Annotated in this window: 27 protein-coding genes; 14 read left to right on the forward strand and 13 right to left on the reverse strand. The window is 70.2% G+C overall.

The features are described from left to right. The first annotated feature begins 17 nt into the window (after positions 1–17). On the forward strand, positions 18–1,010 hold the full coding sequence (locus ABKW26_RS06280; RefSeq protein WP_348591885.1) for an aldo/keto reductase: 993 nt from the start codon (positions 18–20) through the stop codon (positions 1,008–1,010). A gap of 16 nt (positions 1,011–1,026) precedes the next feature. Here ABKW26_RS06280 and ABKW26_RS06285 read toward each other — a convergent pair whose 3' ends face one another. Further along, positions 1,027–1,539, reverse strand: coding sequence for a flavodoxin domain-containing protein (locus ABKW26_RS06285; protein WP_348591887.1), 513 nt, complete (start codon positions 1,537–1,539; stop codon positions 1,027–1,029). 191 nt (positions 1,540–1,730) lie between these two features. Between ABKW26_RS06285 and ABKW26_RS06290 the strand changes: the two genes are divergently transcribed. After that, positions 1,731–2,444 (forward strand): hypothetical protein, encoded by a 714-nt coding sequence (locus ABKW26_RS06290; RefSeq protein WP_348591889.1) that lies wholly within the window; start codon positions 1,731–1,733, stop codon positions 2,442–2,444. On the opposite strand, the gene ABKW26_RS06295 is transcribed toward ABKW26_RS06290, so the two are convergent. From ABKW26_RS06295 to idi, 9 genes are all read right to left on the reverse strand, one after another. Then, entirely contained in the window at positions 2,434–3,042 is a 609-nt protein-coding gene (locus ABKW26_RS06295) for a thymidine kinase (RefSeq protein ID WP_348591891.1), read from the reverse strand. The two genes, ABKW26_RS06290 and ABKW26_RS06295, sit on opposite strands and share 11 nt — an antisense overlap. A gap of 69 nt (positions 3,043–3,111) precedes the next feature. After that, complete coding sequence (locus ABKW26_RS06300; protein WP_348591893.1) at positions 3,112–3,747, reverse strand: TRIC cation channel family protein; 636 nt, start codon at positions 3,745–3,747, stop codon at positions 3,112–3,114. 10 nt (positions 3,748–3,757) lie between these two features. Further along, the gene (locus ABKW26_RS06305) at positions 3,758–4,687 is read right to left on the reverse strand and encodes a prenyltransferase (RefSeq protein WP_348591895.1); all 930 of its coding nucleotides are present in this window, start codon (positions 4,685–4,687) and stop codon (positions 3,758–3,760) included. Continuing rightward, complete coding sequence (locus tag ABKW26_RS06310) at positions 4,684–5,091, reverse strand: lycopene cyclase domain-containing protein (protein WP_348591897.1); 408 nt, start codon at positions 5,089–5,091, stop codon at positions 4,684–4,686. The genes ABKW26_RS06305 and ABKW26_RS06310 overlap by 4 nt, the downstream gene beginning before the upstream one ends. Then, positions 5,088–5,462, reverse strand: a complete 375-nt coding sequence (locus ABKW26_RS06315) for a lycopene cyclase domain-containing protein (RefSeq protein WP_348591899.1) — start codon at positions 5,460–5,462, stop codon at positions 5,088–5,090. The genes ABKW26_RS06310 and ABKW26_RS06315 overlap by 4 nt, the downstream gene beginning before the upstream one ends. Further along, entirely contained in the window at positions 5,459–7,048 is a 1,590-nt protein-coding gene (gene crtI, locus ABKW26_RS06320) for a phytoene desaturase family protein (protein ID WP_348591901.1), read from the reverse strand. The genes ABKW26_RS06315 and crtI overlap by 4 nt, the downstream gene beginning before the upstream one ends. Next, the gene (locus ABKW26_RS06325) at positions 7,045–8,016 is read right to left on the reverse strand and encodes a squalene/phytoene synthase family protein (protein ID WP_348591902.1); all 972 of its coding nucleotides are present in this window, start codon (positions 8,014–8,016) and stop codon (positions 7,045–7,047) included. The genes crtI and ABKW26_RS06325 overlap by 4 nt, the downstream gene beginning before the upstream one ends. Further along, the gene (locus ABKW26_RS06330) at positions 8,003–9,127 is read right to left on the reverse strand and encodes a polyprenyl synthetase family protein (RefSeq protein WP_348591904.1); all 1,125 of its coding nucleotides are present in this window, start codon (positions 9,125–9,127) and stop codon (positions 8,003–8,005) included. The genes ABKW26_RS06325 and ABKW26_RS06330 overlap by 14 nt, the downstream gene beginning before the upstream one ends. Further along, positions 9,124–9,699, reverse strand: a complete 576-nt coding sequence (gene idi / locus ABKW26_RS06335) for an isopentenyl-diphosphate Delta-isomerase (RefSeq protein ID WP_348591906.1) — start codon at positions 9,697–9,699, stop codon at positions 9,124–9,126. Before idi ends, ABKW26_RS06330 begins: the two co-directional genes overlap by 4 nt. A gap of 204 nt (positions 9,700–9,903) precedes the next feature. Between idi and ABKW26_RS06340 the strand changes: the two genes are divergently transcribed. Further along, a complete protein-coding gene (locus ABKW26_RS06340) occupies positions 9,904–10,293 on the forward strand; it encodes a helix-turn-helix domain-containing protein (RefSeq protein ID WP_348591908.1) in 390 nt (129 codons plus the stop codon). An 18-nt stretch (positions 10,294–10,311) separates the two neighbouring features. Here the strand turns inward: ABKW26_RS06340 and ABKW26_RS06345 are convergent, their stop codons facing one another. Next, entirely contained in the window at positions 10,312–10,893 is a 582-nt protein-coding gene (locus ABKW26_RS06345) for a hypothetical protein (RefSeq protein WP_348591910.1), read from the reverse strand. A gap of 91 nt (positions 10,894–10,984) precedes the next feature. Here ABKW26_RS06345 and ABKW26_RS06350 point away from each other — a divergent pair, with 91 nt between their 5' ends. Next, positions 10,985–11,614, forward strand: a complete 630-nt coding sequence (locus ABKW26_RS06350; protein WP_348591912.1) for an alpha/beta fold hydrolase — start codon at positions 10,985–10,987, stop codon at positions 11,612–11,614. A gap of 49 nt (positions 11,615–11,663) precedes the next feature. Here ABKW26_RS06350 and ABKW26_RS06355 read toward each other — a convergent pair whose 3' ends face one another. Further along, positions 11,664–12,305: a CYTH domain-containing protein gene (locus ABKW26_RS06355; protein ID WP_348591913.1), complete on the reverse strand. Its 642-nt coding sequence runs from the start codon at positions 12,303–12,305 to the stop codon at positions 11,664–11,666. Positions 12,306–12,421: 116 nt separating this feature from the next. Here ABKW26_RS06355 and ABKW26_RS06360 point away from each other — a divergent pair, with 116 nt between their 5' ends. Beyond that, positions 12,422–12,838, forward strand: coding sequence for a pilus assembly protein CpaE (locus ABKW26_RS06360; protein WP_348591915.1), 417 nt, complete (start codon positions 12,422–12,424; stop codon positions 12,836–12,838). A gap of 73 nt (positions 12,839–12,911) precedes the next feature. Here the strand turns inward: ABKW26_RS06360 and ABKW26_RS06365 are convergent, their stop codons facing one another. Then, the gene (locus tag ABKW26_RS06365) at positions 12,912–13,376 is read right to left on the reverse strand and encodes a YchJ family protein (RefSeq protein WP_348591917.1); all 465 of its coding nucleotides are present in this window, start codon (positions 13,374–13,376) and stop codon (positions 12,912–12,914) included. Positions 13,377–13,528: 152 nt separating this feature from the next. Here ABKW26_RS06365 and ABKW26_RS06370 point away from each other — a divergent pair, with 152 nt between their 5' ends. The 9 genes from ABKW26_RS06370 (at position 13,529) to ABKW26_RS06410 (ending at position 23,591) form a co-directional block, all read left to right on the forward strand. Further along, a complete protein-coding gene (locus ABKW26_RS06370) occupies positions 13,529–14,746 on the forward strand; it encodes a glycoside hydrolase family 16 protein (RefSeq protein ID WP_348591919.1) in 1,218 nt (405 codons plus the stop codon). A gap of 136 nt (positions 14,747–14,882) precedes the next feature. Then, positions 14,883–15,917 (forward strand): LacI family DNA-binding transcriptional regulator, encoded by a 1,035-nt coding sequence (locus ABKW26_RS06375; protein ID WP_348591921.1) that lies wholly within the window; start codon positions 14,883–14,885, stop codon positions 15,915–15,917. Between the two features lie 103 nt (positions 15,918–16,020). Beyond that, on the forward strand, positions 16,021–17,379 hold the full coding sequence (locus tag ABKW26_RS06380; protein WP_348591923.1) for an extracellular solute-binding protein: 1,359 nt from the start codon (positions 16,021–16,023) through the stop codon (positions 17,377–17,379). A gap of 120 nt (positions 17,380–17,499) precedes the next feature. Continuing rightward, positions 17,500–18,375 (forward strand): sugar ABC transporter permease, encoded by an 876-nt coding sequence (locus ABKW26_RS06385; RefSeq protein WP_348591992.1) that lies wholly within the window; start codon positions 17,500–17,502, stop codon positions 18,373–18,375. A 2-nt stretch (positions 18,376–18,377) separates the two neighbouring features. Beyond that, entirely contained in the window at positions 18,378–19,289 is a 912-nt protein-coding gene (locus ABKW26_RS06390) for a carbohydrate ABC transporter permease (protein ID WP_348591924.1), read from the forward strand. Positions 19,290–19,350: 61 nt separating this feature from the next. Next, positions 19,351–20,892, forward strand: coding sequence for an alpha-N-arabinofuranosidase (locus tag ABKW26_RS06395; RefSeq protein ID WP_348591926.1), 1,542 nt, complete (start codon positions 19,351–19,353; stop codon positions 20,890–20,892). 65 nt (positions 20,893–20,957) lie between these two features. Next, positions 20,958–21,554 (forward strand): NADPH-dependent FMN reductase, encoded by a 597-nt coding sequence (locus tag ABKW26_RS06400; protein ID WP_348591928.1) that lies wholly within the window; start codon positions 20,958–20,960, stop codon positions 21,552–21,554. A gap of 22 nt (positions 21,555–21,576) precedes the next feature. Continuing rightward, the gene (locus ABKW26_RS06405; RefSeq protein WP_348591930.1) at positions 21,577–22,722 is read left to right on the forward strand and encodes a class I SAM-dependent methyltransferase; all 1,146 of its coding nucleotides are present in this window, start codon (positions 21,577–21,579) and stop codon (positions 22,720–22,722) included. After that, positions 22,719–23,591, forward strand: a complete 873-nt coding sequence (locus tag ABKW26_RS06410; RefSeq protein ID WP_348591932.1) for a DUF72 domain-containing protein — start codon at positions 22,719–22,721, stop codon at positions 23,589–23,591. The genes ABKW26_RS06405 and ABKW26_RS06410 overlap by 4 nt, the downstream gene beginning before the upstream one ends. Positions 23,592–23,599: the final 8 nt, after the last annotated feature.

The raw sequence follows: 23,599 nt of genomic DNA on the forward strand, positions 1-23,599 counted from the left end.
GCACCTACGCTGAGCCCATGGATATCCGCACCTCGTCCCGGTTCGATCACGACATCAGCGCCATCGGCCTCGGTTGCTGGCAGCTCGGCGCGGACTGGGGTGACGTCTCCGAGGAGGCAGCGCACTCCGTCCTCGCGGCAGCGCTCGACTCCGGGGTGACGTTCCTCGACACGGCCGACGTGTACGGAGACGGCCGCAGCGAGAAGATCATCGGTTCGTTCCTCGCCGGGCGTGGGCGCGACGGCATCACGGTGGCCACGAAGATGGGCCGTCGTGCCGACCCGCACACTCCCGAGGCGTACACGCTCGACGCGTTCCGCTCGTGGACGGACCGCAGCCGCGAGAACCTCGGCGTCGACACGCTCGACCTCGTCCAGCTCCACTGCCCGCCCACCCCGGTGTTCTCCGCCGACGCGACGTACGACGCGCTCGACACCCTCGTCGCTGAGGGCCGGATCGGTGCCTACGGCGTCTCCGTCGAGACGTGCGCCGAGGCCCTCACCGCGATCGCCCGACCGTCGCTCGCCAGCGTCCAGATCATCGTCAACGCGTTCCGTCGCAAGCCGCTCGAAGAGGTCCTGCCCGCAGCGGCAGCGGCTGGCGTCGCGATCATCGCGCGCGTCCCGCTCGCGAGCGGTCTGCTCTCCGGCAAGTACGACGAGAGCACCACCTTCGCAGCCAACGACCACCGGACGTACAACCGCTCCGGCGAGGCGTTCGACGTCGGCGAGACCTTCGCCGGCGTCCCGTTCGACGTCGGCGTCGCCGCGGCCCGCGAGATCTCCGCCCTCGTGCCGGAGGGCTCCGGCGCCACGACGGCCCAGCTCGCGCTGCGTTGGATCCTCGACCAGCCGGGGATCACCACCGTGATCCCCGGGGCACGCAACCCCGAGCAGGCGCAGGGGAACGCCGCGGCGGCATCGCTCCCCCCGCTCACCGCCGAGCAGCTCGCACGCTTCACCGAGATCTACGACTCGAGCATCCGCGAGCACGTCCACGCCCGCTGGTGACGCGCAGCCTGGAGCCCTAGGTGGTCGTCGCCCGCGCCTCGTCGAGAGCCCGGGCGACGTCCCGCGCCCACCCTCGGACCTCGTCCCAGTCCCTGAAGTCGCCCTCGGGCGAGCGCAGGGCCGTCGCGACCGCGCGCTCGCCGCGGTGCAGCCGCGTCTTCTCGAGCCGCCCCGCGAAGACCTTGTGCTCGCGGGGCTGCATGAGGACGAGCTGGTCCTCGACGTCGACGGTCGTCGGGTCCGGTCGCGCCGGGGCCCCCACCGGGCCGCTCGAGAACATCCACACCGGACGCCCGTCGAGCCGCAGGGCGAGGTCCTCCGTGAAGACCTGCGCTGGCAGGAGCCAGTGCCCGTAGTAGATGGCGCTGCCGAGGATGATCGCGCCGGCGTCGTCCAGCTCGAGGACGCTCGACGACGCCATGTCATGGACCGTCACCTCGTGACCAGCGGCGGAGATCTCCTCGCCGATCGTCGCGGCGATCTCCGCCGTGGACCCGTGCTTGCTCGCGACAGCGATGCTGATCCGCATGACAGTCCCCTTCGTCGGCCAGTCCTGCCAGGATCCGCCCGCAACACCCGCTGCGCGCGGGACCTAGGGCCCACGGGGTCCGTCCGCCATTCCCGCTCGGCGGCGCCGCCGGACGGGATACTGGCTGGATGTCCCCCTCTCTCCCCTTGCCTCCACCCCGACCGCGCCTGGGCTTCTTGCACACCTCACACGTGCACGGACCTGTGTTCGACGCGCTCGTGAGCGTGGCCGACCCGTCGGCGACGTCGGTCTCTCTCGTGCGTCCAGGGCTGCTGGATCGGGCGCGAGCGGATGCTCCGGACAGTGAGCTCCGGAGCGCCGTCCGCTCTGCCGTGGCCGAGCTGGCGGCGGCCGGCGCCCAGGTGGTCGTGTGCACGTGCTCGACGATCGGCTCCCTGGCCGAGGCTGTCGGGCTCACGGAAGGGATCCCGGTGCTGCGCGTCGACCGTCCGATGGCGGATCGCGCGGTGCGCACTCCCCCGGGCCACCCGGGCGCGCCGGTGCGCGTCCTCGTCGCTGTCGCCCTGGGATCGACCCTCGGCCCGACGACGGCCCTCCTTACCGCGAGCGCCGAGGCAGCCGGTCGGGAGATCTCGATCGGTGTCCTGCGGTGCGACTCGGCCTGGCCGTTGTTCGAGGCCGGCAGGCCCATGGAGTTCGCCGCCGCTGTCGCGGAGCACGTCGCCGCGGCCGTCGTGCCCAGCAACCCTGCTGAGGCACCTCGAGCGGACGTCGTCGTCCTCGCGCAGGCGTCGATGGCGCCGGCTGCCGAGCTCCTCGCAGGACTCGGCGTGCCGGTCCTCGCGTCGCCCCGGGAAGCGGTCCGCCGGGCGCTCGACCTGGCCGGCGGTGCCGAGCCGCGCGAGCCCGCCGGTCCTGGACGGGCCAGCTCTCTCAGCGGGTGAGGTGCCCGCCGCTCTCACGGAGGTAGCACGCCGCGCAGAGCGACTCGTAGGCGACCGCGACCCCGTCGATCGCGACCTGCTCACCGTCGAAGGTGAAGACGCCGTCCACGGAGCGGGCGTTGAAGATCGCCTTGCGTCCGCAGCGGCAGATCGTCTTGAGCTCTTCGAGGCTGTGGGCGATCTCGAGGAGTCGGCGGCTCCCTGGGAACGCGGCCGTCTGGAAGTCGGTGCGGATGCCGTAGCAGATGACGGGGATCGCGTCGAGGGTGGCGATGCGCAGGAGGTCGTTCACTTGCCCGGCGGAGAGGAACTGGGACTCGTCGACGAGGAGACAGCTCACGTCGCGGTCCGAGGTGCTCCGCACGTGGGTGCGGTGCTGCTGGAAGAGGTCGTAGGCGTCCTCGCCCTCGCCGATCATGAAGTCGACGTCCCGGTCGAAGCCGAGCCGCGACTGGATGGCGCGGCCTGCCTTCGTGTCGATGCCGGGCTTCGCGAGGAGGACCTGGTGGCCCCGTTCCTCGTAGTTGTACGCGGCCTGCAGCAGCGCGGTGCTCTTGCCGCTGTTCATCGCCCCGTACCGGAAGTACAGCTTTGCCATCGGGTCCCTCTCCTCGCGGTCGACGGACATCTCACCACACACTCGGTGGCCTCGCCGCCACCGACCGTCTCAGTCCTGGTCGCGTGCTCCCCGTGGGCGCGGTGCATGCAGGTCGTAGCGGAGGCCGACCATGCGGATCGCGAAGCACACTGCGGCGGCTGCGACGGTCCACGGGACGAGCGCCAGGTCGCTGGCGACCACAAGTGCGGTGAGTGAGGCGGCCACGAGCGCCGGGATGGCGTAGAGACCGGAGTGGAGGACGGCAGGGACCTGGCGCACGAGGACGTCGCGCAGCGTCCCTCCGCCGACGGCGGTCACCACGCCGAGGATGATCGCCTGCGCCACGCCGAGGCCCCACTCGAGGCCCTTGAGCGTCCCGGTGACGGCGAAGAGGCTCAAGCCTGCCGCGTCGAGCACGTTGATGGGCATGGCCAGCTTGTCGAGCCGTTGTCCGAGGAGGAAGGCGATGACCCCGCCGGCTGCGGCGACGGCGAGGTACCGCCAGTCGAGGAAGGTCGCCGGGGGCAGGTCGTCGAGCAGGATGTCGCGGAGGAACCCGCCCCCGAGGGCGGTCATCATGCCGAGGGTGATGACGCCGAAGACGTCGAGCCGCGCCGTGCGGACGGCGGTCATCGCGCCGTTGATCGCGAAGGCCGCCGTCCCCGTGAGGTCGAGGACCACGAGGGCGGTGGTGGCGGTGGGCATGGGAGCAGGTCTACCGGAGCGCGATCCAGATGAGCAACTGCGTCACGAGGAACCCTGAGACGATGTTCAGCCAGAGGAACCGGCGCCATCCGGCGTTCGCCCGCTCGCAGTCCGCGTCCGTGAGGCGACGGAACGGTGCGATGTTCACGAGGTAGAGGACGGGGACGACTGCGGCGAGGACACCAGGCCAGCCGGCACCGACCATGAGCAGCGCCGACACCGCATAGGCAGCCATCGCGAAGCGCACGGTGCGCGACGCCCCGAAGACGGTGCCGATCGACCCGATGCCGGCCTCGCGGTCGGCCTCGATGTCCTGGACCGCTCCGAACGCCTGCGACGCGACACCCCAGAGGAAGAACGCCGCGAGCGTGAAGAGCACGGGGGCGGAGAACGACGAGCCCGCGTAGACGAGCCCGACGACGGCCGGGCTGACGAAGTGCGTGCTCGACGTGAGGGAGTCGAGGACCGGGCGCTCCTTGAACCGCAGACCGGGAGCCGAGTAGGCGATGACCGCGAAGATGCTCACCGCGAGCGTCACGAGGCACGCGGCGAGACTGATCTCGTCGGGTCCGCCCCACGTCGGCCAGGCGACCGCGAGCCAGACGAGAGCTACGAGGAACGGGAGGTTCGAGAGCACGGCGGACCACAGGGTGACCCGGTGCATCCGTCGGTCGAGGACGATGCCCTCGACGCCGCCCTTGCGCGGGTTGCGCAGGTCGGACTCGTAGTCGAAGACGTCGTTGATCCCGTACATGAGCAGGTTGTACGGCACGAGGAAGTAGATCGCCCCGAGGACGAACGTCGCGGTGACCCCGCCGCCGCTCATGAGGTAGGCCGCCGCGAACGGGTACGCGGTGTTGATCCAGGAGATCGGCCGGGAGGAGCCGATCACCGAGGCGACGACGGACGGGTGGTGCGCCTGGGACGTCTCGGCGTTCACGGTGTCGTCTCCGGGGAGACGGGCGCCGGCCTGGTCGCTGAAGACGCTGCGGACTCTGCGGACTCTGCGGACTCTGCGGACTCTGCGACAGCGTCGCGGCGTCCGAGCCACGTCCACAGAGCGGGCAGCAGCACGGCAGAGGCGAGCGGCCAGGCGAGGTCCTCGATGGGCGCGAGCCCGATCCGCATCCCGGACATGTGCTCGTCGTCGAAACGGAAGAGGTCGGCCCAGATCATGATGCTGTCGAACACGACGGTGAGGACCGCGAGGGCGAGGAACACGACCGCCGAGCGGGCCCACCAGCGCCCGAGCCCCGTCTGCGTCGTCTGCGCACCGCGCAGCAGGACGAGGGTGAGGACGAGAACGACGGTGAGGAAGGCGCCGTTGAGCAGGAGGTACGTCATGGGCGTTCTCCCTGGGCCGGTCGTGCGCCTGCCGGCGCGAGGTCGGAGGATCGGCGGTCAGGCAGCACGAAGCGTGCGACCAGCCCGTGCAGCACCATCGTGAGGTGGCAGAGGAAGGTGACGAAGAAGAGCTCCTCGAGCGGGAAGTCCGGCGCCAGCTCGATGCCGGTCATGCCGGGGCTGTCGCCTCGCTCGAAGATCCCCGTCGTGATGCCGGCGACGTCCCACAGGACGAAGAACATGACACCGGCGGCGAGCACCACGGCGGCGCGCCGCGGGTTCGCCCAGAGGAACACTCGCCAGCGGTGGTCGACCAGCAGCATGCACCCGAACGAGACGAGGAGCGCTCCGAGGTACTCCCAGCCGGTCACGGCCGCCTCGCCACGAGAGGCTCGGCCATCGGCGTCGTCGTACGGTCCGACCGGAGCCGCTTGAGCGCGATCTCCGCGCTGATGAGGCACATCGGCAGGCCGATGCCCGGGATCGTCGTCCCGCCCGCGTAGAGGAGGCCGTCGACCTTCTTCGATGCGTTGGTGCCGCGCAGGAACGCGCTCTGCTTCCACGTGTGTGCCGGGCCGAGAGCCCCACCGGACCAGGAGTTGTAGGAGTCGACGAAGTCGGCAGGGCCGACGGTGCGGCGCACGACGATCCTGTCCCGCAGGTCGGGGACCTGCGCCCAGCGAGCGAGCTGGTCGATCGCGGAGTCAGCCGCCTTCTCGACGATCGCGTCGCCGTGGCCGTCGAGACCACCGGAGCCGAGACCAGGGTCGGGTGGGACGGGCACGAGGATGAAGATGTTCTCGGAGCCTGCCGGGGCGACGCTCGGATCTGTGGCGGACGGCTTGCAGACGTAGATCGACGCCGGGTCGGGGACGCTGGAGCCGGGCCCGAAGATGGCGTCGAAGTTGCTGGCCCAGTCGTCGGTGAAGAACAGGGAGTGGTGGGCCAGCTCCGGGAGCCCTCCCTCGACGCCGAGGTAGACGAGGACCGCACCCGGTCCGGACTGGCGCTTGTCCCACCACTCCTGCGGGTAGGTCTGCAGCGGACGCGGCAGGAGCGTCGTCTCGGTGTGGTGCAGGTCGCCTGCAGCCACGACGACGTCGGCGTCGAGCGCGTGGACCGTTCCGTCCGCAGCCCGGTAGGTGACGCCGGCGACGCGCGTGCGGTTGGGACGACGCCTCCCGCTGCCACCTGCCGTGCGGATCGACGTCACGGTCGCTCCGGTGCGGATCTGCACTCCCTCCGCGCGAGCGAGGCGCGCGATCGCATCGATGATCGTCACGAAGCCGCCCTGCGGGTAGAGCACACCGTCGGCGAGGTCGAGGTGGCTCATGAGGTGGTACATGCTCGGCGCTCGGTCGGGCGACGATCCGAGGAACACGGCCGGGTAGCCGAGGATCTGGCGCAGCCGGTTGTCACGGAAGTACCCGGCGACGAAGCGGTCGAGCGGCGTGACGAGGAGGGAGACGAGACGGCCCGCGTGCCGCACCACGTCAGCGCGCGCAAGCGTCGTCTTCGACTGGAAGCTCGTGTAGAGGAACCTCTTCAAGGCGATGTCGTACGTCTCGCGCGCTGACGCGAGATATTCGCGCAGACGCGCGCCCGCCCCGCGCTCGATCCGCTCGAACGTCGCGACGGTCTCGTCGACGTCGGCCGTGATCTCGACGGGCTCGTCGGCGCCCTCGAAGAACACCCGGTAGCCCGGGTCGAGGAGCGTGAGGTCGAGCTCGGCCTCGGCGGTCGTGCCGAGCAGCCGGAAGAAGTGGTCGAACACCTCTGGCATGAGGTACCAGGACGGCCCGGTGTCGAAGCGGAAGCCCTCCGACTCCCACGATCCCGTGCGTCCGCCGAGCTCGTCGTTCTTCTCGAGCAGCTCGACCTCGTAGCCGTCCCGCGCGAGGAGAGCCGCCGTGGCGAGCCCGGCGATCCCTCCCCCGACGACGATGGCGCGCGTCATGACCGCCTCGTCTCGTCGGTGCGGGCATGGACGAGTGCTCGCGCGCGGCCGAGCGAGGCTCCACGCGTCGCCGTGCCGGTGCGCCCGGCGCTCGTGGCGCCGCCCGTCGCAGCCTGGACGGACGACCGGGCGAGGGCCGTCGCGAGGACGCGAGCCTTGATCGGGCCCGGCACACGGACCCGGGTGCGGAGCAGCTCTCGCGCCGGCGTGGCCGCGACGCGTCCGGTGAGCTCGGCGAAGAGACCGTGCGCAGCAGCGACCGCGGCTCGGCTGTTGGCCGGGAGCCGCACGATGGCGAGCTCGGCGGCGTCGAGGTCTGCACGGATGTCGGCGAGCAGCGCGTCCTTGTGCTCGTCGGTGAAGTGCTCGACGTCCAGGCCGGGGAAGTACACGCGGCCGAGGTCGTCGTGGTCCGCCGCGAGGTCTCGGAGGAAGTTGATCTTCTGGAACGCCGCCCCGAGGCGGCTCGCGCCCGGAGCCAACGCGTCCCAGTCCGGTGTACGCCCGGCAGCGCCGAGGAACACGCGCAGGCACATGAGCCCGACGACCTCCGCCGACCCGTGGATGTAGTCGGCGAGCGATTCCGGCGTGTGCTCACGGACGTCGACGTCGGCGCGCATCGACCGGAAGAACGGGTCGACGAGCTCGGCGTCGATGCCGTACCGGCGAGCGGTCAGCGCGAACGCGTGGACCACGAGGTTCGTGCTGTAGCCGGAGACAAGCGCCTCGGTCGTCGCTGCCTCGAGGGCGTCGAGACGCTGCGCCGCACCGTCGGGGTCGGCCGCACCGTGCGGACCGTCGACGATCTCGTCGGCGAGACGCACGAGCGCGTAGACGTTGCGGACGTCCGCCCGGACCGACGTGTGCAGGAGCCGGCACGCCCAGCCGAAGGACGTCGAGTACCCGCGGATGACGGCCGCGGCGCTCGCCTGGGCGACGGCGTCATAGGTCTCGTCAGACGGCTTCATGGTGCTCCCTGAGAAAGGTGTGGGTGATCGAGGAGAACCATCCGGGGAACGCCGGCGGGAGGCCGAGCTGGTCCACGAGTCGGAGGGCCGACTCGAGGTACTCGTCGGCGAGCCTCTCGATGGACGTCCGGGTCCCGGATCGCTCGAGCGCCTCGCGGACGCCGGCGGCCTGGTCCTCGGTGACGTCCGGGTCGCCCAGGACGGGTCGGATCGACTCCCACGCGGACGTGCTCCGCGCGTGCGCGATGATCGGCGTGATCTTGCCCTCCCGGAGGTCGGTCAGAACGCTCTTTCCTGTCACCCGCGCGTCTCCGAACACTCCCTGGAGGTCGTCGAGGAGCTGGAAGGCGATGCCCACCTCGCGCCCGAAGTGGCTGAGCCACTCGATCGTGCGACGGTCGGCGCCCGCGAGGATGGCGCCGGCCTGGAGCGGCAGCTCGAAAGAGTACACGGCTGTCTTGTGCGCCTCCATCGTGAGGATCTCGGGGAGATCGACAGGGCCGGGTCCGGCACTGAACTGGACGTCCGAGAGCTCGCCCGCAGCGGTCGCGAAGATCGCGTGGTCGAGGAGGTCGAGCAGCTCGGCCTTGACGTGAGGCTCCGCCGTCGACAGCGAGATCATCCGGGCCGCACCAGTGAGAGCGAGGTCGCCGGCGAGGATCCCGGCAGCGTGGCCGACGTTGCGCGCACCGTGGTCGTCGGAGCCCGCTACCGTGGCACGCCGCGCGAAGGTTCCTGAGACGTTCGGTCGACCACGGCGCGTGTCGTCGTGGTCGATGACGTCGTCGTGGATGACGAAGGCCGAGTGGAGGAGCTCGACCGCCGCAGCGACGGTGCACACGAGCTCGTCGTCCCGGCCGCCGAGCAGCTCGTACATGCCGAGCACGAGCGCAGGTCTGAACCGCTTCCCACCTTGGGTCGCGTCGCGCAGGCTCTGCCAGAGCGCCTCGTAGTGCGGTCCGTAGGCGGCGGAGCGGGCGATCCCCTGGTCGAAGAACGCGTCGAGGGCGGAGTCCACCGACATCGCGTCGAAGGCGTAGACCGGGGCGACGGCGACGGCCGCGTCGGGTTGTCGCGACCGTGCGGTCCCCGTGGCCGTCGGGGCGCTCACGCGACCACCTCGCCGGCACGGTCCGGCACCGGGAGCTCGATCTGTGCGAGCTGGTTGAGCTGGAGGACCATCCACTCGCTGAACGCCCAGGGCGTCGCACCGACGGCGCGACCGAGGTCCTCCATGTCGACCCACTGCACGTCCACCACCTCGTCGGGGTTCGGCGCGGGGGTGTCCGTGGTCGTCGCGAAGTAGACCGGGCAGATCTCGTTCTCGACGACGCCCGAGGCGTCGACCGCCCGGTAGCGGAAGTCGGGCAGCACGAGGTCGAGGTCGTGAACGGTGAGGCCGAGCTCGTGACGCGCGTGCCGCAGGACGGCCTCGGTCATCGTCTCGTGCTCGCGCGGGTGGCCGCAGAAGGAGTTGGTCCAGACGCCCGGCCACGTGCGCTTGGTCAGTGCCCGACGGGTGAGCAGGACCCGGCCGTCGGGTCGCAGGAGGTAGCAGGAGAACGCCAGGTGGAGCGGGGTCGCGGTCCCGTGGACGGTGGCGCGCGGGGCGGTACCGATGCGCTCGCCCTGAGGGTCGAGCAGGACGACGTGGTCCTGGTGCTCTGTCGCGTGGGTCGTCACGGTGTACCTCCGATGCTGGACTGCCGGTCGGCCCTGCCCAATTTACCTAGCCTATCTAGTTGCTAGACAAGGTAGCATGTTGATGTGGAACCCAACGAGGAATCGGCCAGGCCGAGCTATTGGTATGACAACAGTGAGTCGCTCGTGGCGATCCTGCACGCGCTACGGCGATTTCGTCGTACCGACCAGGAGATGCGGCGCCGGATGAGCGCCGACATGGAGATGAACGTCAGCGACATGCAGGCCCTCCAGTTCATCATCGCCGCCGAGAGCCAGGACGAGCTGGCGACCCCCCGCGCGCTCAGCCAGTACCTCGGGATCTCGAGCGCCTCGACGACCAAGCTGCTCGACCGGCTCACGGCCTCCGGTCACCTCGAACGCCACCCGCACCCCACCGACCGGCGCGCGCTCGTGCTCACCTGCACCCCGTTCGCACACGACGAGATCCGCGACCGGCTCGCCCGGATGCACGCACGCATGCGCGAGATCGCCGAGTCCGTCCCGGTCGAGTCGAGGCAGGCCGTCGTGGACTTCCTCATGTCGATGGCGGACCACCTGGAGACCGAGGGCTCCGTCGCCCCGCTCACTCCCTGACGGGTCGCCGCCGAGGAGTCATCCGGTGACGTCGGCGAGCCAGAGGGCACCGACGAGCAGGACCGCTGCCAGCGGGATCTGCCACACGAGGTATCCCAGGACCGTGTTGAAGAGCCGGTCGCGCGACGCGGCGCGCACCCCCTCCCGTCGGCCCCCGCGAGACGAGCGGCGATGCTGGACGGCCTCGGCCATCGGCCCGACGAGAGAGACGACGCCGATGATGGCAACCGGGGCCGTGCTCAACGTCAGCCGCACGGACGGCAGGAGCAGGACAGCAGCGAGGACCAGCACGCTGAGAAGCACGAACGCGGACGCCACGACGACCGGACTGCCACCCACCACGAAGCCCAGGAGCGCATCGCCGCGCCACGCGAAAGCCGCTCCGACGAGCACGACCACACCTGCGAGGACGAGCGCGACGGTCGGCAGCTCGACGTCCCCGCCACCGCGCCACGCGAGGAACGCCCCCACGGTGAGGAACAGCCCGAGGATCTGGATCATCGGCGCGGCAACCGACGTCAGGAGCGCCTCGGAGCCGTCCGAGCCCCCGTCGGTCGTCTCCGAAGTAGCCTGCCCCGTCGCCGCATCCCCGTCGCCCATGGGTGAAGAATAGCGATGTTCTCGGCAGCATTTGTCCTTCTTTGAGCACCGGAAGGGCGGATGGACGCGCCGACGACGCTAAGGTGCCCGGATGACCCTCAAGCTCTCCACGGACGCCACCCGATGGTCCCGCGACCTCGCGACCGGGGACCCGCTGCTCGTCCTCCTGCACGGGTACGGTGCCGACGAGGCCGACCTCCTGGGCCTCGCGCCGCACCTGCCCGCTGCCCTCACGCTCGTCGCGCTGCGTGCACCCCTCCCGGCCCAGGCCGGCTTCGCCTGGGTGCCGATCGCCGATCCCGGCCGACCCGACCCCGCCGCGACGCAGGCTGCAGCCGACGCGGTCCTCGCGTGGCTCGACGAGCACGTCCCCGGGTCGACCCCGGTGTTCCTGCTCGGCTTCTCGCAGGGCGGGCTCATGGTCACGCACCTCCTGCGCTCCGCGCCGTCACGTTTCGTCGCCGGCGTCGTGCTGTCCGGATTCGTCGTCGATGCGTCCGGTGCTGGGGACCACGCACTGGCACAGGCCGCTCCCCCGGTGTTCTTCGGCCGCGGCACGGTCGACCCGATCATCGACAGCGCCGCCTTCGATCGCGCGCGCACGTTCCTGGCCGCACACACCACGCTCACCGAACGGGTCTACCCAGGACTCGGCCACGGCATCACGATGGACGAGCTCACCGACGTCAGGGCGTTCCTCGACTCACACCTGCCGGGCTGAACGACGGGCCTGCGGGGCATCAGTGCGCGGCCAGGGGGGGCGGCCAGCCCTACGGCGCCTCGGTCTCGATCGTGTTGTGCCCCAGGCCCTGGAGGAACTGCGGACCTGAAGCCTCGAGCTCGCGCACGTACCCGTCCGCCCAGCCGGAGTACGGCAGCTGGGAGAGGGACTCGTTGGAGAAGCGCCGGTCCTCGGTGACCTCGGTGACGCAGAAGCTGGGGATCGTGAGGTCAGTGACAGGGCCACCGCGCTCACACTCGGCGACGATGAGCGGGCGGTTGCGCCCGCCGAACACGTCGATCACCCAGCCGTCCCCGCTGAGCCACATCGAGTACCGGTTCTTGATGACCCGCGCGCCTCCCATGCGGACCATCTGCAGGCCCACGGAGACGTCGATCTCGCGCTCTGCCTCGTACCGCGTCCCGCCGTTCATGGGGCCCTTGACGGTGACGGCGCAGAAGTCGAACTCCGAGGCGAAGTCGCCCAGGATCTCCAGCTCGTCCTCCGTCCCGTCCAGCGGGAGGAGCACCGAGTTGGTCTGCACGCGCAGGCGCATCGCGTAGCCCTGCTCGGCAAGGAAATAGCTCTGGATGATGAGCATCGGGTCCGGCTCGGTCCGCGCGGCGTCCGGGAGGTCGGCGACGAAGAAACGACGTTCGAACTCGAAGTCACCGAAGCCGCAGTCGCTCACGTCCGTGATCTCCTTCCGGGGAGTCTCCTCCTTGAAAATACCATCGAACGGAGACTGCGAGGAGAGCACCTCGACCTCCGCCGCGCGCAGGAGGAGGTCGGAGCCGAGACTGGAGCATGATCTCCCACGACCTCGCCCACACCCTCGCCCTCGCCGGGCTGCGATGGCGCCCGACACCGGGCGACCGTTTCGCGATCGACGCCGAGGAGCTCACCGATGCCGTCTTCACCGTGAGCGACATGACGATCGAGGTCCACGAGTACCCGAACGGCACCGTCCTGGGGTTCAACGGGACCACCGAGTGGGCCCTCGACTCCGTCGAGCTCGACCAGGCGCTGTGGTACCCGAGCGAGGAGCAGCTGCGGACGCTCCTCGGGGGCTCCTTCCGCGCGCTGCGACGCACCGACGAGCCCGAGCCCCGCTTCCAGGTGGAGATCGTGCTGCACGGCGAGCCGACAGTCTTCACCCACGCCGTGGCGGCCGAGGCCTACGCGAGGGCGTTGCTCCGGCTCATCACGGCTTCCGTCGTCTGAGCGCGCCACGGGCGACCGCAACCGCGCGCGGCGGGCCTGGAGCGTCCTGAGCACAGCCCTCTCCGGAGGGCGCTCAGGCGGAGACGACGCCGTCCACGTAGAACCAGCGACCGTGCTCACGGACGAACCGGCTGCGCTCGGACTGTGCCACGCGACGGCCGCCCTCGACCGAGTGCGCGACGAACTCGACCGCACCGGCCACGTCGAGCAGCCCTCCACCCCGGACGTCGACGATCTCGAGACCGAGCCATCGACGGTCGCCCTTGAGCGCAAGCTCGTTCGGACGAGTGGAGGGGTGCCACGTCGCCAGGAGATAGGGGACGTCACCGACCACGAACGCCGAGTAGCGGGAGCGCATGAGCCTCTCGGCACTGGGTGCGTTCGCTGCACCGAGATGGAACGGCCCGCAGCAGTCGCCGTAGGGCTCACCGCGGCCGCAGGGGCAGGGGCGTCCCGTCGGCTCGGCACGTGGAGCAGGCTCGGTACGCGGGGCGGGCTCGGCGGGGAGGCCCGCCCGTGAGGACGCCGTGCTGGTCATTCCTCCAGGATCCCACGCCCGCCAGCGGCGGGGGTGCACGTCGGGTCACAGCTACCGCTCCCGCTCGTGACCGAACTGTGACCCGTGATCAAACTGTGACATAGTTCGTGACTTGTCCGTGATGTCCCGATCGACTCCTTGGGAGCCACTCCGTGATCTCGTCCTCCACAACCCGGCATGCAGCGCACCCGCGCTCCACGACGGCACTCTCCCTCGTCCTCACCAGCGCCCTGACCAGCACGCTCGCCCTCGCGGCGATCGGCTCCCCCGCGGCCGCCTCCGCGCAGGCACGGCTCGCTCCGGCCACGAGCGGGTCGACCTCGTGCGGCGAGCTCTTCGACGACTTCGCGTACAGCTCCTCGTCCGACCCCGCCCTCCGGGCCAACGGATGGACCGTGCGCACGGGCGGTGGCGGCCCCGGCATCGACGGGAACACGTGGTCCGCCGCGAACGTCGACTTCCCCGGCACCGGGTCGGCACAGACAGCACGGCTGCGAGCGCGCACCGACGGCACCCCCGCAGGCACCGTCAATGCCCAGATGGAGCACCAGCGGAAGTTCTTCGAGGGGACGTACGCCACCCGCATCCGCTTCACGGACGCGCCGACGACGGGGGCCGACGGTGACCACGTCGTGCAGACGTTCTACACGATCACCCCGCTCGACTTCCCGAACGACCCGGCGTACGGCGAGGCCGACTTCGAGTACCTGCCCAACGGCGGCTGGGGCCAGACGAGCGCCGCGATGTTCTACACCACGTACGAGACCTACCAGCCTGACCCGTGGGTGGCGGACAACATCAGCGAGACGGACGTCGGGAGCCTCGACGGCTGGCACGACCTCACCCTCCAGGTCGACTCCGGGGTGGTGCGCTACTACCTCGACGGCACGCTCGTGGCCGAGCACGGCGGGCACGTGTATCCGGAGACGGAGATGCTCCTCAACATGAACATCTGGTTCATCGACCTCGAGGGGCACACCGGCGGCACCTCCACGTACGAGCAGGAGGTCGACTACGTCTACTACTCCGACGAAGAGGTCGTCGCGCCGGCCGAGGTGACCCGACGCGTCGCGGCGTACCGCGCGTCGAGCACGACCCACACCGACAGCGTCGTCGCGGGCGCGTGCACCGCACCGTCCGAGCCGGTTCCACCGGTCGTACCGGCCGAGCCTGCCCCTGCACCCACGGCTCCGGTGGCGGCTGTCGACTGCACCGGCCTGCGCCCGTGGAAGGCCGTCCGCTCCTACCGTGCGGGTGCGACCGTGACCGCTCGGGACCACGCCTGGCGCGCCGAGCGCTTCACGTGGCGCGCCTCGCCGGGACGCTCCGCGCGGTGGATCGACCTCGGCGCCTGTGGGACGACCAGCTAGGAGCTCCGGGCGGATGAAAGCAGCGTCGCGACTTCCCGCGCGGTGATCGACGCGGCATCCTGAGTGACACACCGGGTGCCCGGTCGTCCTTCGGCCTGGCGCCCCCGGGTCCGGAACGGTGCGAGAGGCGGTACTCATGCGTCCCACGGTCAAGGACGTGGCGCGCCGTGCGGGCGTCTCCCCCAAGACCGTCTCGAACGTCATCAACGGTCAGGTGTTCGTCCGCCCGGAGACGAAGGCCCGGGTCGAGGCCGCACTGGAGGAGATGGCCTACGTGCCGAACCTCAGCGCCCGCGCCCTGCGGAACGGCCGGTCCGGGGTGGTCGCCCTGGCACTCCCTGACCTCTCGACCCCGTACTCGGCCGAGACGGCCCACCATTTCGTCGAGGTCGCGCACGAGCGTGGCTGGGCGATCCAGATCGAGGAGACGGGGACGGGGACGGGGGCGGGCAGCAGCCGCGAGTGGCACCTGCTGTCCCGCGCCCGTGCTCACCTCGTCGACGGACTGATCCTCAATCCGGTCGCCCTCGCCGGGAGCGCGATCAGCGGTGCGGGGCCGCTGCCCCCGATGGTCCTCATCGGTGAGGTGGAGCAGGACCGTGTCGACCAGGTGTGGGTCGACAGCGTCGCGGCGGCGCGTGACATGACGGCCCATCTCGTGGCGGGCGGTCACCGCCGGATCGCGGTCGTCGGAGCGCCGGGTGCTCTCGATCATGCCGCTGCCCACCTCCGCGTGCGCGGCTACCGGCTGGCTCTCGACGAGGCAGGCATCGGACAGGACCGGTCTCTCGAGATCGTGTGCGACGACTGGTCCCCCGACGGCGCGGCTCTCGCCGTGCGGGACTTCCTCGCACGACACCCGCTGCCTGACGCGATCTTCTGCTTCACGGACTCGATGGCGATCGGCACGCTCGGTGTCCTGTGGGCCGCCGGCCGCACGGTCCCCGCCGAGGTCTCCGTCGCGGGATTCGACGACATCGCGGACGGCAGGCACGCGGTGCCACCGCTGACAACGGTCTCGTTCGACAAGCGAGCGTTCGCCGAGCGAGCTTTCACGATGCTCGAGTCGAGGATGAGCGACCCCACCCCGCCGGCCCGGCGCGTGACGATCGACCACACGCTCGTCACGCGAGAGAGCACGTCGCCCGGTCCTGCTCCGGCACGGCGGTAGGCCGCGACTCCCGCCGCTGGTCCCGCAGGTCGGCCCCACCTCTCCCTTGCGCATCCATTCTAACGATGTAACGATGTGACCACGATCACAAAGGAGTGACGACGTGGACTCATCACCCGCACCTCGCAGCACCCCTCCCTGGCCTCGCACCCAGGCCGGCATCACCCGCCGACAGGTCCTCTCCGGCTCCCTCGCCCTCCTCGGCGGCGCGCTCGTCGCGCCCGCTCTCGCCAGCTGCTCGAGCAGCGCCGGAGCGTCCGGAACCCCCCTGAAGTTCTGGCACCCACTCAGCGGTGGCGACGGCATCACCATGGCGACCATGGTCGAGAAGGTCAACGCGGACGCAGGCTTCGACACCAGCCAGACCGTCCTCACCTGGGGCACCCCGTACTACACGAAGCTCGCCATGGCGAGCGCCGGCGGCCGAGCACCCGACGTCGCGATCATGCACGCGTCCCGCATCCCCGGGTACGCGCCGGGCGGCCTGCTGGACGCGTGGGACCTCGACCTCCTCGCCGAGTTCGACATCACCGAGGAGACGTTCCCCGACGCCGTGTGGACGAAAGGCTTCGTCGACGACAAGCTCTACTCGATCGCCCTCGACTCGCACCCCTTCATCCTCATGTACAACACCGACATCGCCGCCCAGGCCGGCGCTCTCAGGGACGACGGCACGCTCGAGGAGATCACCAGCCCCGAGCAGTTCCTCGACGTCGCCCGGCGCATGCAGCAGGTCACCGGCAAGCACGGGCTGTCCTACGGATACCTCGGTGACGGTGCACAGATGTGGCGGCTCTTCTACACCCTGTACGCCCAGATGGGTGCCGAGATGGACCTGTCCGGCAGCGAGGTGGTGATGGACGAGGAGGCAGCGGTCACCGCGCTCGAGTTCATGCACGAGATGCTCGACGGCACCGTCGCCGCGTCGACCGGCGACTACGGCACGGCCATCGCCGAGTTCCTCAACGAGGAGAGCGGCCTCTTCCTCACCGGCGTGTGGGAGCTGCCGACGATGAAGGCGGCCGGCATCGCGTTCGGCGCCCAGACGATCCCGACGCTCTACGGCACCGACGCCGTCTACGGCGACTCGCACGCCTTCGTCCTGCCGAACCAGTCCGCGCCGGACGAGGAACGGCGGCGCGAGACATATCGCTTCGTCGCCGAGCTTCTCAAGGGTTCCTTCGCCTGGGCCGGAGCGGGCCACATCCCGGCCTACCTGCCGATCGTCGACGATCCCGCGTACGCCGAGCTCGTGCCGCAGGCCAGCTACGCGAACGCCGCCGAGCTCCTGCGCTACGACCCCGAGGCGTGGTTCTCCGGCTCGGGGAGCGACTTCCAGACCTACTTCATGGAGAACGTCCAGGGCGTCCTGCTCGGTCAGACGGACGCCGCGTCCGGTCTCGACGGATTCGTCCGCCGGCTCAACTCGCTCCTGGCCAAGCCCAACCCCGTGACCGGCTGAGCGTCCGCGTCCACGTCAGGACCGTCCACGTCAAGACAAGGGAGTCTGATCGTGTCCACCGAAACAGCACGCGGCAAGGTCTCGCTCGCAGGCGCGAGCCTCGCCGCCGGCCGACCGGGCCTGGCCGCCCGGCTCTCCCGGGACAACCGCACCGGGTGGGCGTTCGCCGCGCCCTTCCTCGTCTTCTTCACGCTCTTCCTCGTGTGGCCGATCGTCCACGGCTTCTACCTCAGCTTCACCGGGCAGACCCTCACGGGTGCCGGTGGCGAGCTCGTCGGCCTGGCGAACTACACCGAGGCGTTCCAGGACCCGGTCATGTGGCGGTCGCTGGGCAACACGGCGCTGTTCACCGTCCTGTCGACGATCCCGCTCGTGCTCGTGGCGCTGGTCCTCGCCCTGCTCGTCGATCTCGGGATCCCGGGCCAGTGGCTCTGGCGGCTGTCGTTCTTCATGCCGTTCCTGCTCGCGTCCACGGTGGTCGCGCTCTTCTGGACGTGGCTGTACAACCCGCAGCTCGGGCTGATCAACGCGATGCTCGAGCCCTTCGGCGTCGAACCGATCGCGTGGCTGCAGGACGAGCGGTGGGCCATGCTCGCGGTCACCGCGACCACCCTGTGGTGGACGGTCGGCTTCAACTTCCTCCTCTACCTCGCTGCGCTGCAGAACATCCCGGAGCAGCAGTTCGAGGCGGCGGCGATCGACGGTGCGGGCAGGTGGCGCCAGCTCTTCTCCATCACGATCCCCCAGCTGGGCCCGACGACAGCACTCATCGTCATCCTGCAGATCATCGCGTCCCTCAAGGTGTTCGACCAGTTCTACATGATGACGCAAGGCGGTCCGAACGGCACGACCCGGCCCATCGTGCAGTACATGTTCGAGACGGGCTTCACCGGCTACCGCTTCGGCTACTCCTCCGCGATCTCGTACATCTTCTTCGCGGTCATCGTCATCATCTCTCTCGTGCAGATCCGCCTGACGTCCCGCAGGAGCGTGTGACCATGTCGACCGACACCCTCACCACCGGTCCCGGCGCTCCCGCAGGTGCGGGCTCGACACCGCCCCCGACCTACCGGACGCCGCGTCGGCGTCTGTCCGCCGGGCGCGTCGGCGCGCTCCTCGCCCTCGTGGTGCTCGCCGTGACATGGCTCCTGCCGTTCGCGTGGGCGGTCGTCACGTCGCTGAAGTCGGAGGCCTCCGCGGGCGCGACGCCCGTCTCGTGGATCCCGGCCGACGGCTTCCAGCTCGACGCGTTCACGAGCGTGCTCTCCGAGGGGAACATCCCGCGCTGGACGTTCAACTCGATCCTCACCGCGGTCGCGATCACCGCCATCACCGTCATCATCTCTGCGCTGGCCGGGTACGCCTTCTCCCGGCTCGACTTCAGGGGCCGCCGGTGGCTCTTCGCACTGATCATCGCGTCGATCGTCGTGCCGCCCCAGGTGCTCATCGTGCCGCTCTTCTACCAGATGCTCGCCCTGAACATGGTCGACACATACTGGGGGATCATCCTCCCGCAGGTGATCGCGCCCGCCATGGTCTTCATCCTCAAGAAGTTCTTCGACCAGATCCCCGTCGAGCTCGAGGACGCCGCCCGCATGGACGGGGCGAGCCGCATGCGGGTCTTCACGTCGATCGTCGTCCCCCTCTCGCAGCCGATCCTCGCGGCCGTCTCGATCTTCGTGTTCATCGGCGCATGGAACAACTTCCTCTGGCCGTTCATCGTCACGAACGACTCGTCGCTCATGACGCTCCCCGTGGGCCTGCAGACCGTCAAGAGCGCCTACGGCGTGCAGTACGCCCAGAACATGGCGTCGGCGCTGCTCGCCGCCGCGCCACTCATCATCGTCTTCCTCTTCTTCCAACGACAGATCATCAAGGGGATCGCGACCACCGGCTTCGGTGGGAAGTAGTACCCGTCGTCCCGCAGCACCACCCGGCACGAGCCGTACCGACACCCACAGAGGGGGCGCCATGAGCCGCGCACGCATCACGATCGACCGAGAGTTCACCATCGGACCGGTCCCACGCCGGATCTTCGGTTCCTTCGTCGAGCACATGGGACGGTGCGTCTACACCGGCATCTACGAGCCAGGGCACCCGACCGCCACCGAGGAAGGCTTCCGGCGCGACGTGCTCGACCTCGTCGGCGAGCTCGGGGCGACCGTCGTGCGGTACCCCGGCGGGAACTTCGTCTCGGGGTACCGCTGGGAGGACGGCGTCGGCCCGACGTCCTCCCGCCCCCGGCGGCTCGACGGCGCGTGGCACACGCTCGAGACCAACGCCTTCGGGCTCCACGAGTTCGTCTCGTGGTCACGCCTGGCCGGGGTCGAGGTGATGGAAGCCGTCAACCTCGGCACACGCGGTGTCGATGCAGCCCGCGAGCTCGTCGAGTACGCGAACCACCCCGGCGGCACCTACCTCTCCGACCTCCGGCGCGCGAACGGCGCAGCAGAGCCCTTCGACATCAGGCTCTGGTGCCTCGGCAACGAGATGGACGGCCCGTGGCAGATCGGCCACAAGACCGCGGACGAGTACGGACGGCTCGCGGTCGAGACGGCCAAGGCCATGCGGCTCGTGGACCCCGACATCGAGCTCGTCGCGTGCGGCAGCTCCAACTCCGGCATGCCGACCTTCGGCGCCTGGGAGCAGACCGTCCTCACCCACGCCTACGACGAGGTCGACTACATCTCGCTGCACGCCTACTACCAGGAGGACGAGGGCGACTACAAGAGCTTCCTCGCGAGCGCGGTCGACATGGACTACTTCATCGACTCCGTCGTCGCGACGGCCGACGCGGTGCGCGCCAAGGGCAAGCACAGCAAGCGGATCAACCTCTCCTTCGACGAGTGGAACGTCTGGTACGCCCGCGGTCTCGACACGGAGGACCAGCCGCACCGCATCTCCGAGCACGGCCGCTGGCGCGAGCACCCTCGCATCATCGAGGACACGTACAACGTCACGGACGCCGTCGTCGTCGGGACGTTCCTCAACTCGCTCCTGCGGCACGGGGACCGGGTGTCGATCGCCAACCAGGCGCAGCTCGTCAACGTCATCGCCCCGATCCGATCCGAGGAGGGCGGGCCCGCGTGGCGACAGTCGATCTTCTGGCCGTTCGCCCGGATGGCGGCCCTCGCGCGGGGGCAGATCCTGCGGACCGCGGTGGACTCGGACCGCTACGAGAGCGCACGGTTCGGGGACGTCGACCTCGTCGACGTGAGCGCCACCTGGGACGAGGAGCACGGACGGCTCGCCCTGTTCCTGGCGAACCGCGACGTCGACGCCGACGGCGAGGTCACGGTCGTCCTGAGGGGGCTGACGGCGGACGCGGTCGTCCGGGCCGAGGTGCTCAGCGCGAGCGAGGGCCAGGACCGCTTCACGGCCAACAGCCTCGAGGACCGTGAACGCGTCGGGCTCCGACCGCTCGGCGGGGTCGTCGCCGACGCGAACGGTCTCCGGCTGACGATGCCGCCGCTGTCGTGGGTCGTCGTCGAGGTCGAGGTGTCGACCGACTGAGGTCGACCTACGCTGGGACGGGGCGCACCGCCGCGCCCCGACCCTGTCGTCCGTCCGAGGGAGTGATGAGCGTGACCACCATCATCGAGCACGAGCCGCCCTACCGGGTCGGATACGTCGTCGGGAGCATCGCCACCGCCTCCATCAACCGGCAGCTGGCGAAGGCGCTGGTCCGGCTCGCCCCCGACGAACTCGTCCTCGAGGAGATCCCCATCAAGGACCTCCCCTTCTACAGCTACGACCACGACGCCGACTACCCGCAGGTGGCGCGCGACTTCAAGGCCACCATCAAGGACGTCGACGCGGTCCTCTTCGTCACCCCGGAGTACAACCGCTCGATCCCGGGTGTGCTGAAGAACGCGATCGACTGGGCGAGCCGTCCCTACGGCGAGAACGCGTTCACGCACAAACCCACCGCGATCATCGGCGCCTCCATCGGTGCCATCGGCACAGCCGTCGGCCAGCAGCACCTGCGGAGCATCCTCGCGTTCTGCAACTCGCCGCAGATGAGCGGGCCGGAGGCGTACATCCAGATGACGCCCGGCCTCGTCGACGAGGACGGCACAGTCACGGTCGAGAGCACCGAGGAGTTCCTGCGCTCCTGGATGGCCGAGCTGAGCCAGCACGTGCAACGCGTCCTCACGGTGGTCCCCAAGCCCTGACCTCCTGGGGGACACTCGGGTCATGACCATCACCTGGGCCGGCCCTGACGGCACCCGCACCGCAGCCTGGCGCTCCGAGGGCCAGCCCGCACCGCAGCGCGCCGTCGCGGGCGACGACCGGACCACCGCCGCCACCGCGTTCCGGCTCGCGACCGCAGGGACGGCGATCGTGTGGCACGGGGACTTCCAGAACGCGCGGCAGCTCCTCCGTGCGCTCGCCCGGCGGGCGGACCGCGTCCGACAGGTCGCTCCGACGTCGTCCGACCCCGCCGCTCTCGCTGCTGCCTTCCACGCCCACCGGCAGCAGCGTGCCCGCCGGGCCCAGGTCCTGAGCATGCTGCTCGTCCCCGTCGACCCCGACGGCACCGTGCCGCTGCGGCGCGCACCCGACCTCCGAGACGCCTACGTCGAGGCGTTCGGCACGCAGGACGAGCCCGTCCTACGGTCCCTGCAGGAGCTCCTGGGCGCCGTCGGCGCGCACGAGTGGCGGATCAAAGGCGTGGACGTGCCCGCTCTCGGTGAACCCATCCATCCGCACTACGGCGTCTTCTCGCCCGTCCGCGGCGAGTACCTCGACCTCGTCGCCGAGGCTCCCCTGCCCGCCGGGACGTCCGCGATCGACGTCGGGACCGGTACGGGCGTCATCGCCGCCATCCTCGCGCGCCGAGGCGTCGCCGACGTCGTCGGGACCGACCAGTCGTCGCGGGCGGTCGCGTGTGCGCGGGACAACGTCGAGCGGCTAGGACTCAGCGAGCGGGTGCGGGTCGTCGAGGTGGACCTCTTCCCACCGACCCGGGCGTCCCTCGTCGTGTGCAACCCGCCCTGGCTGCCCGCCGAGGTGGTCTCCTCCCTCGACGCCGCGGTATACGACCCGGGCAGCACGATGCTCCGCCGCTTCCTCCACGGGCTGCCGGACCACCTCGAGCCCGGTGGTGAGGGCTGGTTGGTCATCTCCGACCTCGGCGAGCGCCTCGGGCTGCGGTCGCGGGACGAGCTCCTCGCGATGATCGCCGGGGCGGGGCTCGTGGTCGTCGAGCGGCTCGACACCCGACCACGCCACAAGCGTGCGGACGACGCGGCCGATGCGTTGCACGCTGCACGGTCGGCGGAGGTCACGTCCTTGTGGCGGCTGCGCGCGGGCGGCGCACCGAGGGAGAGCGACGCATGACCCGGGCGGCCCCGGCCGCCCAGGTGCGCGTCGGCATCTCCGGCTGGCGGTACACGCCGTGGCGCGGGACGTTCTACCCCAAGGGCCTCGTGCAGCGGCGCGAGCTCGCCTACGTCGGCGAGCGCCTGTCGACCCTGGAGATCAACGGGACGTTCTACGCCCTGCAGACGCCCGCGAGCTTCGAGCGGTGGCGCGACGAGGTTCCTGAGGACTTCGTCTTCTCGGTCAAGGGTCCCCGGTACATCACCCATCTCCTCCGCCTGCGCAACGCACGCCAGGCCCTCGCGAACTTCTTCGCGTCAGGCGTCCTGGCGCTCGGTCCTCGGCTCGGCCCGCTCCTCTGGCAGCTCCCGGCCCGCGAGACCTTCGACGCAGACACTCTCGACGCGTTCCTCGCTCTCCTCCCCCGGACCACGACGGAGGCCGCCGAGCTCGCCCAGGATCGCGACGAGCGGATGACCGACCGAGAGTGGTTGACCACCGACGCCCACCGCCCGCTCCACCACGCGCTCGAGGTCCGCCACGACAGCTTCACCACCCCCGAGGCGATCGACCTCGTGCGGCGTCACGGCGTCGCCCTCGTCGTCGCGGACACCGCCGGGAAGTGGCCGGAGGTGCGCGAGCTCACCGCCGACTTCGTCTACGTCCGGCTCCACGGCGCGTCCGAGCTGTACGTGAGCGGGTACTCCGAGGACGACCTGGACACCTGGGCCGCCCGGTGTGCGGCCTGGCGAGACGGGTCAGCAGCCGAGCCGGCCAGGGACGTGTTCGTCTACTTCGACAACGACGTCAAGGTCCGCGCCCCCGTCGACGCGATGCGGCTCGCACAGATCCTCGGGCTCGACACCGGGCGTCGACCGCTCGTCTAGGCTCGTGA

This window comes from Sanguibacter sp. 25GB23B1 (assembly GCF_040012415.1).
GTDB lineage: Bacteria > Actinomycetota > Actinomycetes > Actinomycetales > Cellulomonadaceae > Sanguibacter.

Coding starts and splice junctions, on each gene's coding strand:
- ABKW26_RS06285 (WP_348591887.1), bottom strand. CDS start 1,539: ATGCGGATCAGCATCGCTGTCGCGAGCAAGCACGGGTCCACGGCGGAG.
- ABKW26_RS06300 (WP_348591893.1), bottom strand. CDS start 3,747: ATGCCCACCGCCACCACCGCCCTCGTGGTCCTCGACCTCACGGGGACG.
- ABKW26_RS06375 (WP_348591921.1), top strand. CDS start 14,883: ATGCGTCCCACGGTCAAGGACGTGGCGCGCCGTGCGGGCGTCTCCCCC.
- ABKW26_RS06400 (WP_348591928.1), top strand. CDS start 20,958: ATGAGCGTGACCACCATCATCGAGCACGAGCCGCCCTACCGGGTCGGA.
- ABKW26_RS06295 (WP_348591891.1), bottom strand. CDS start 3,042: ATGGCAAAGCTGTACTTCCGGTACGGGGCGATGAACAGCGGCAAGAGC.
- ABKW26_RS06395 (WP_348591926.1), top strand. CDS start 19,351: ATGAGCCGCGCACGCATCACGATCGACCGAGAGTTCACCATCGGACCG.
- ABKW26_RS06405 (WP_348591930.1), top strand. CDS start 21,577: ATGACCATCACCTGGGCCGGCCCTGACGGCACCCGCACCGCAGCCTGG.
- ABKW26_RS06360 (WP_348591915.1), top strand. CDS start 12,422: ATGATCTCCCACGACCTCGCCCACACCCTCGCCCTCGCCGGGCTGCGA.
- ABKW26_RS06280 (WP_348591885.1), top strand. CDS start 18: ATGGATATCCGCACCTCGTCCCGGTTCGATCACGACATCAGCGCCATC.
- crtI (WP_348591901.1), bottom strand. CDS start 7,048: ATGACGCGCGCCATCGTCGTCGGGGGAGGGATCGCCGGGCTCGCCACG.
- ABKW26_RS06390 (WP_348591924.1), top strand. CDS start 18,378: ATGTCGACCGACACCCTCACCACCGGTCCCGGCGCTCCCGCAGGTGCG.
- ABKW26_RS06310 (WP_348591897.1), bottom strand. CDS start 5,091: ATGACGTACCTCCTGCTCAACGGCGCCTTCCTCACCGTCGTTCTCGTC.
- ABKW26_RS06410 (WP_348591932.1), top strand. CDS start 22,719: ATGACCCGGGCGGCCCCGGCCGCCCAGGTGCGCGTCGGCATCTCCGGC.
- ABKW26_RS06345 (WP_348591910.1), bottom strand. CDS start 10,893: ATGGGCGACGGGGATGCGGCGACGGGGCAGGCTACTTCGGAGACGACC.
- ABKW26_RS06325 (WP_348591902.1), bottom strand. CDS start 8,016: ATGAAGCCGTCTGACGAGACCTATGACGCCGTCGCCCAGGCGAGCGCC.
- ABKW26_RS06340 (WP_348591908.1), top strand. CDS start 9,904: ATGAGCGCCGACATGGAGATGAACGTCAGCGACATGCAGGCCCTCCAG.
- ABKW26_RS06350 (WP_348591912.1), top strand. CDS start 10,985: ATGACCCTCAAGCTCTCCACGGACGCCACCCGATGGTCCCGCGACCTC.
- ABKW26_RS06365 (WP_348591917.1), bottom strand. CDS start 13,376: ATGACCAGCACGGCGTCCTCACGGGCGGGCCTCCCCGCCGAGCCCGCC.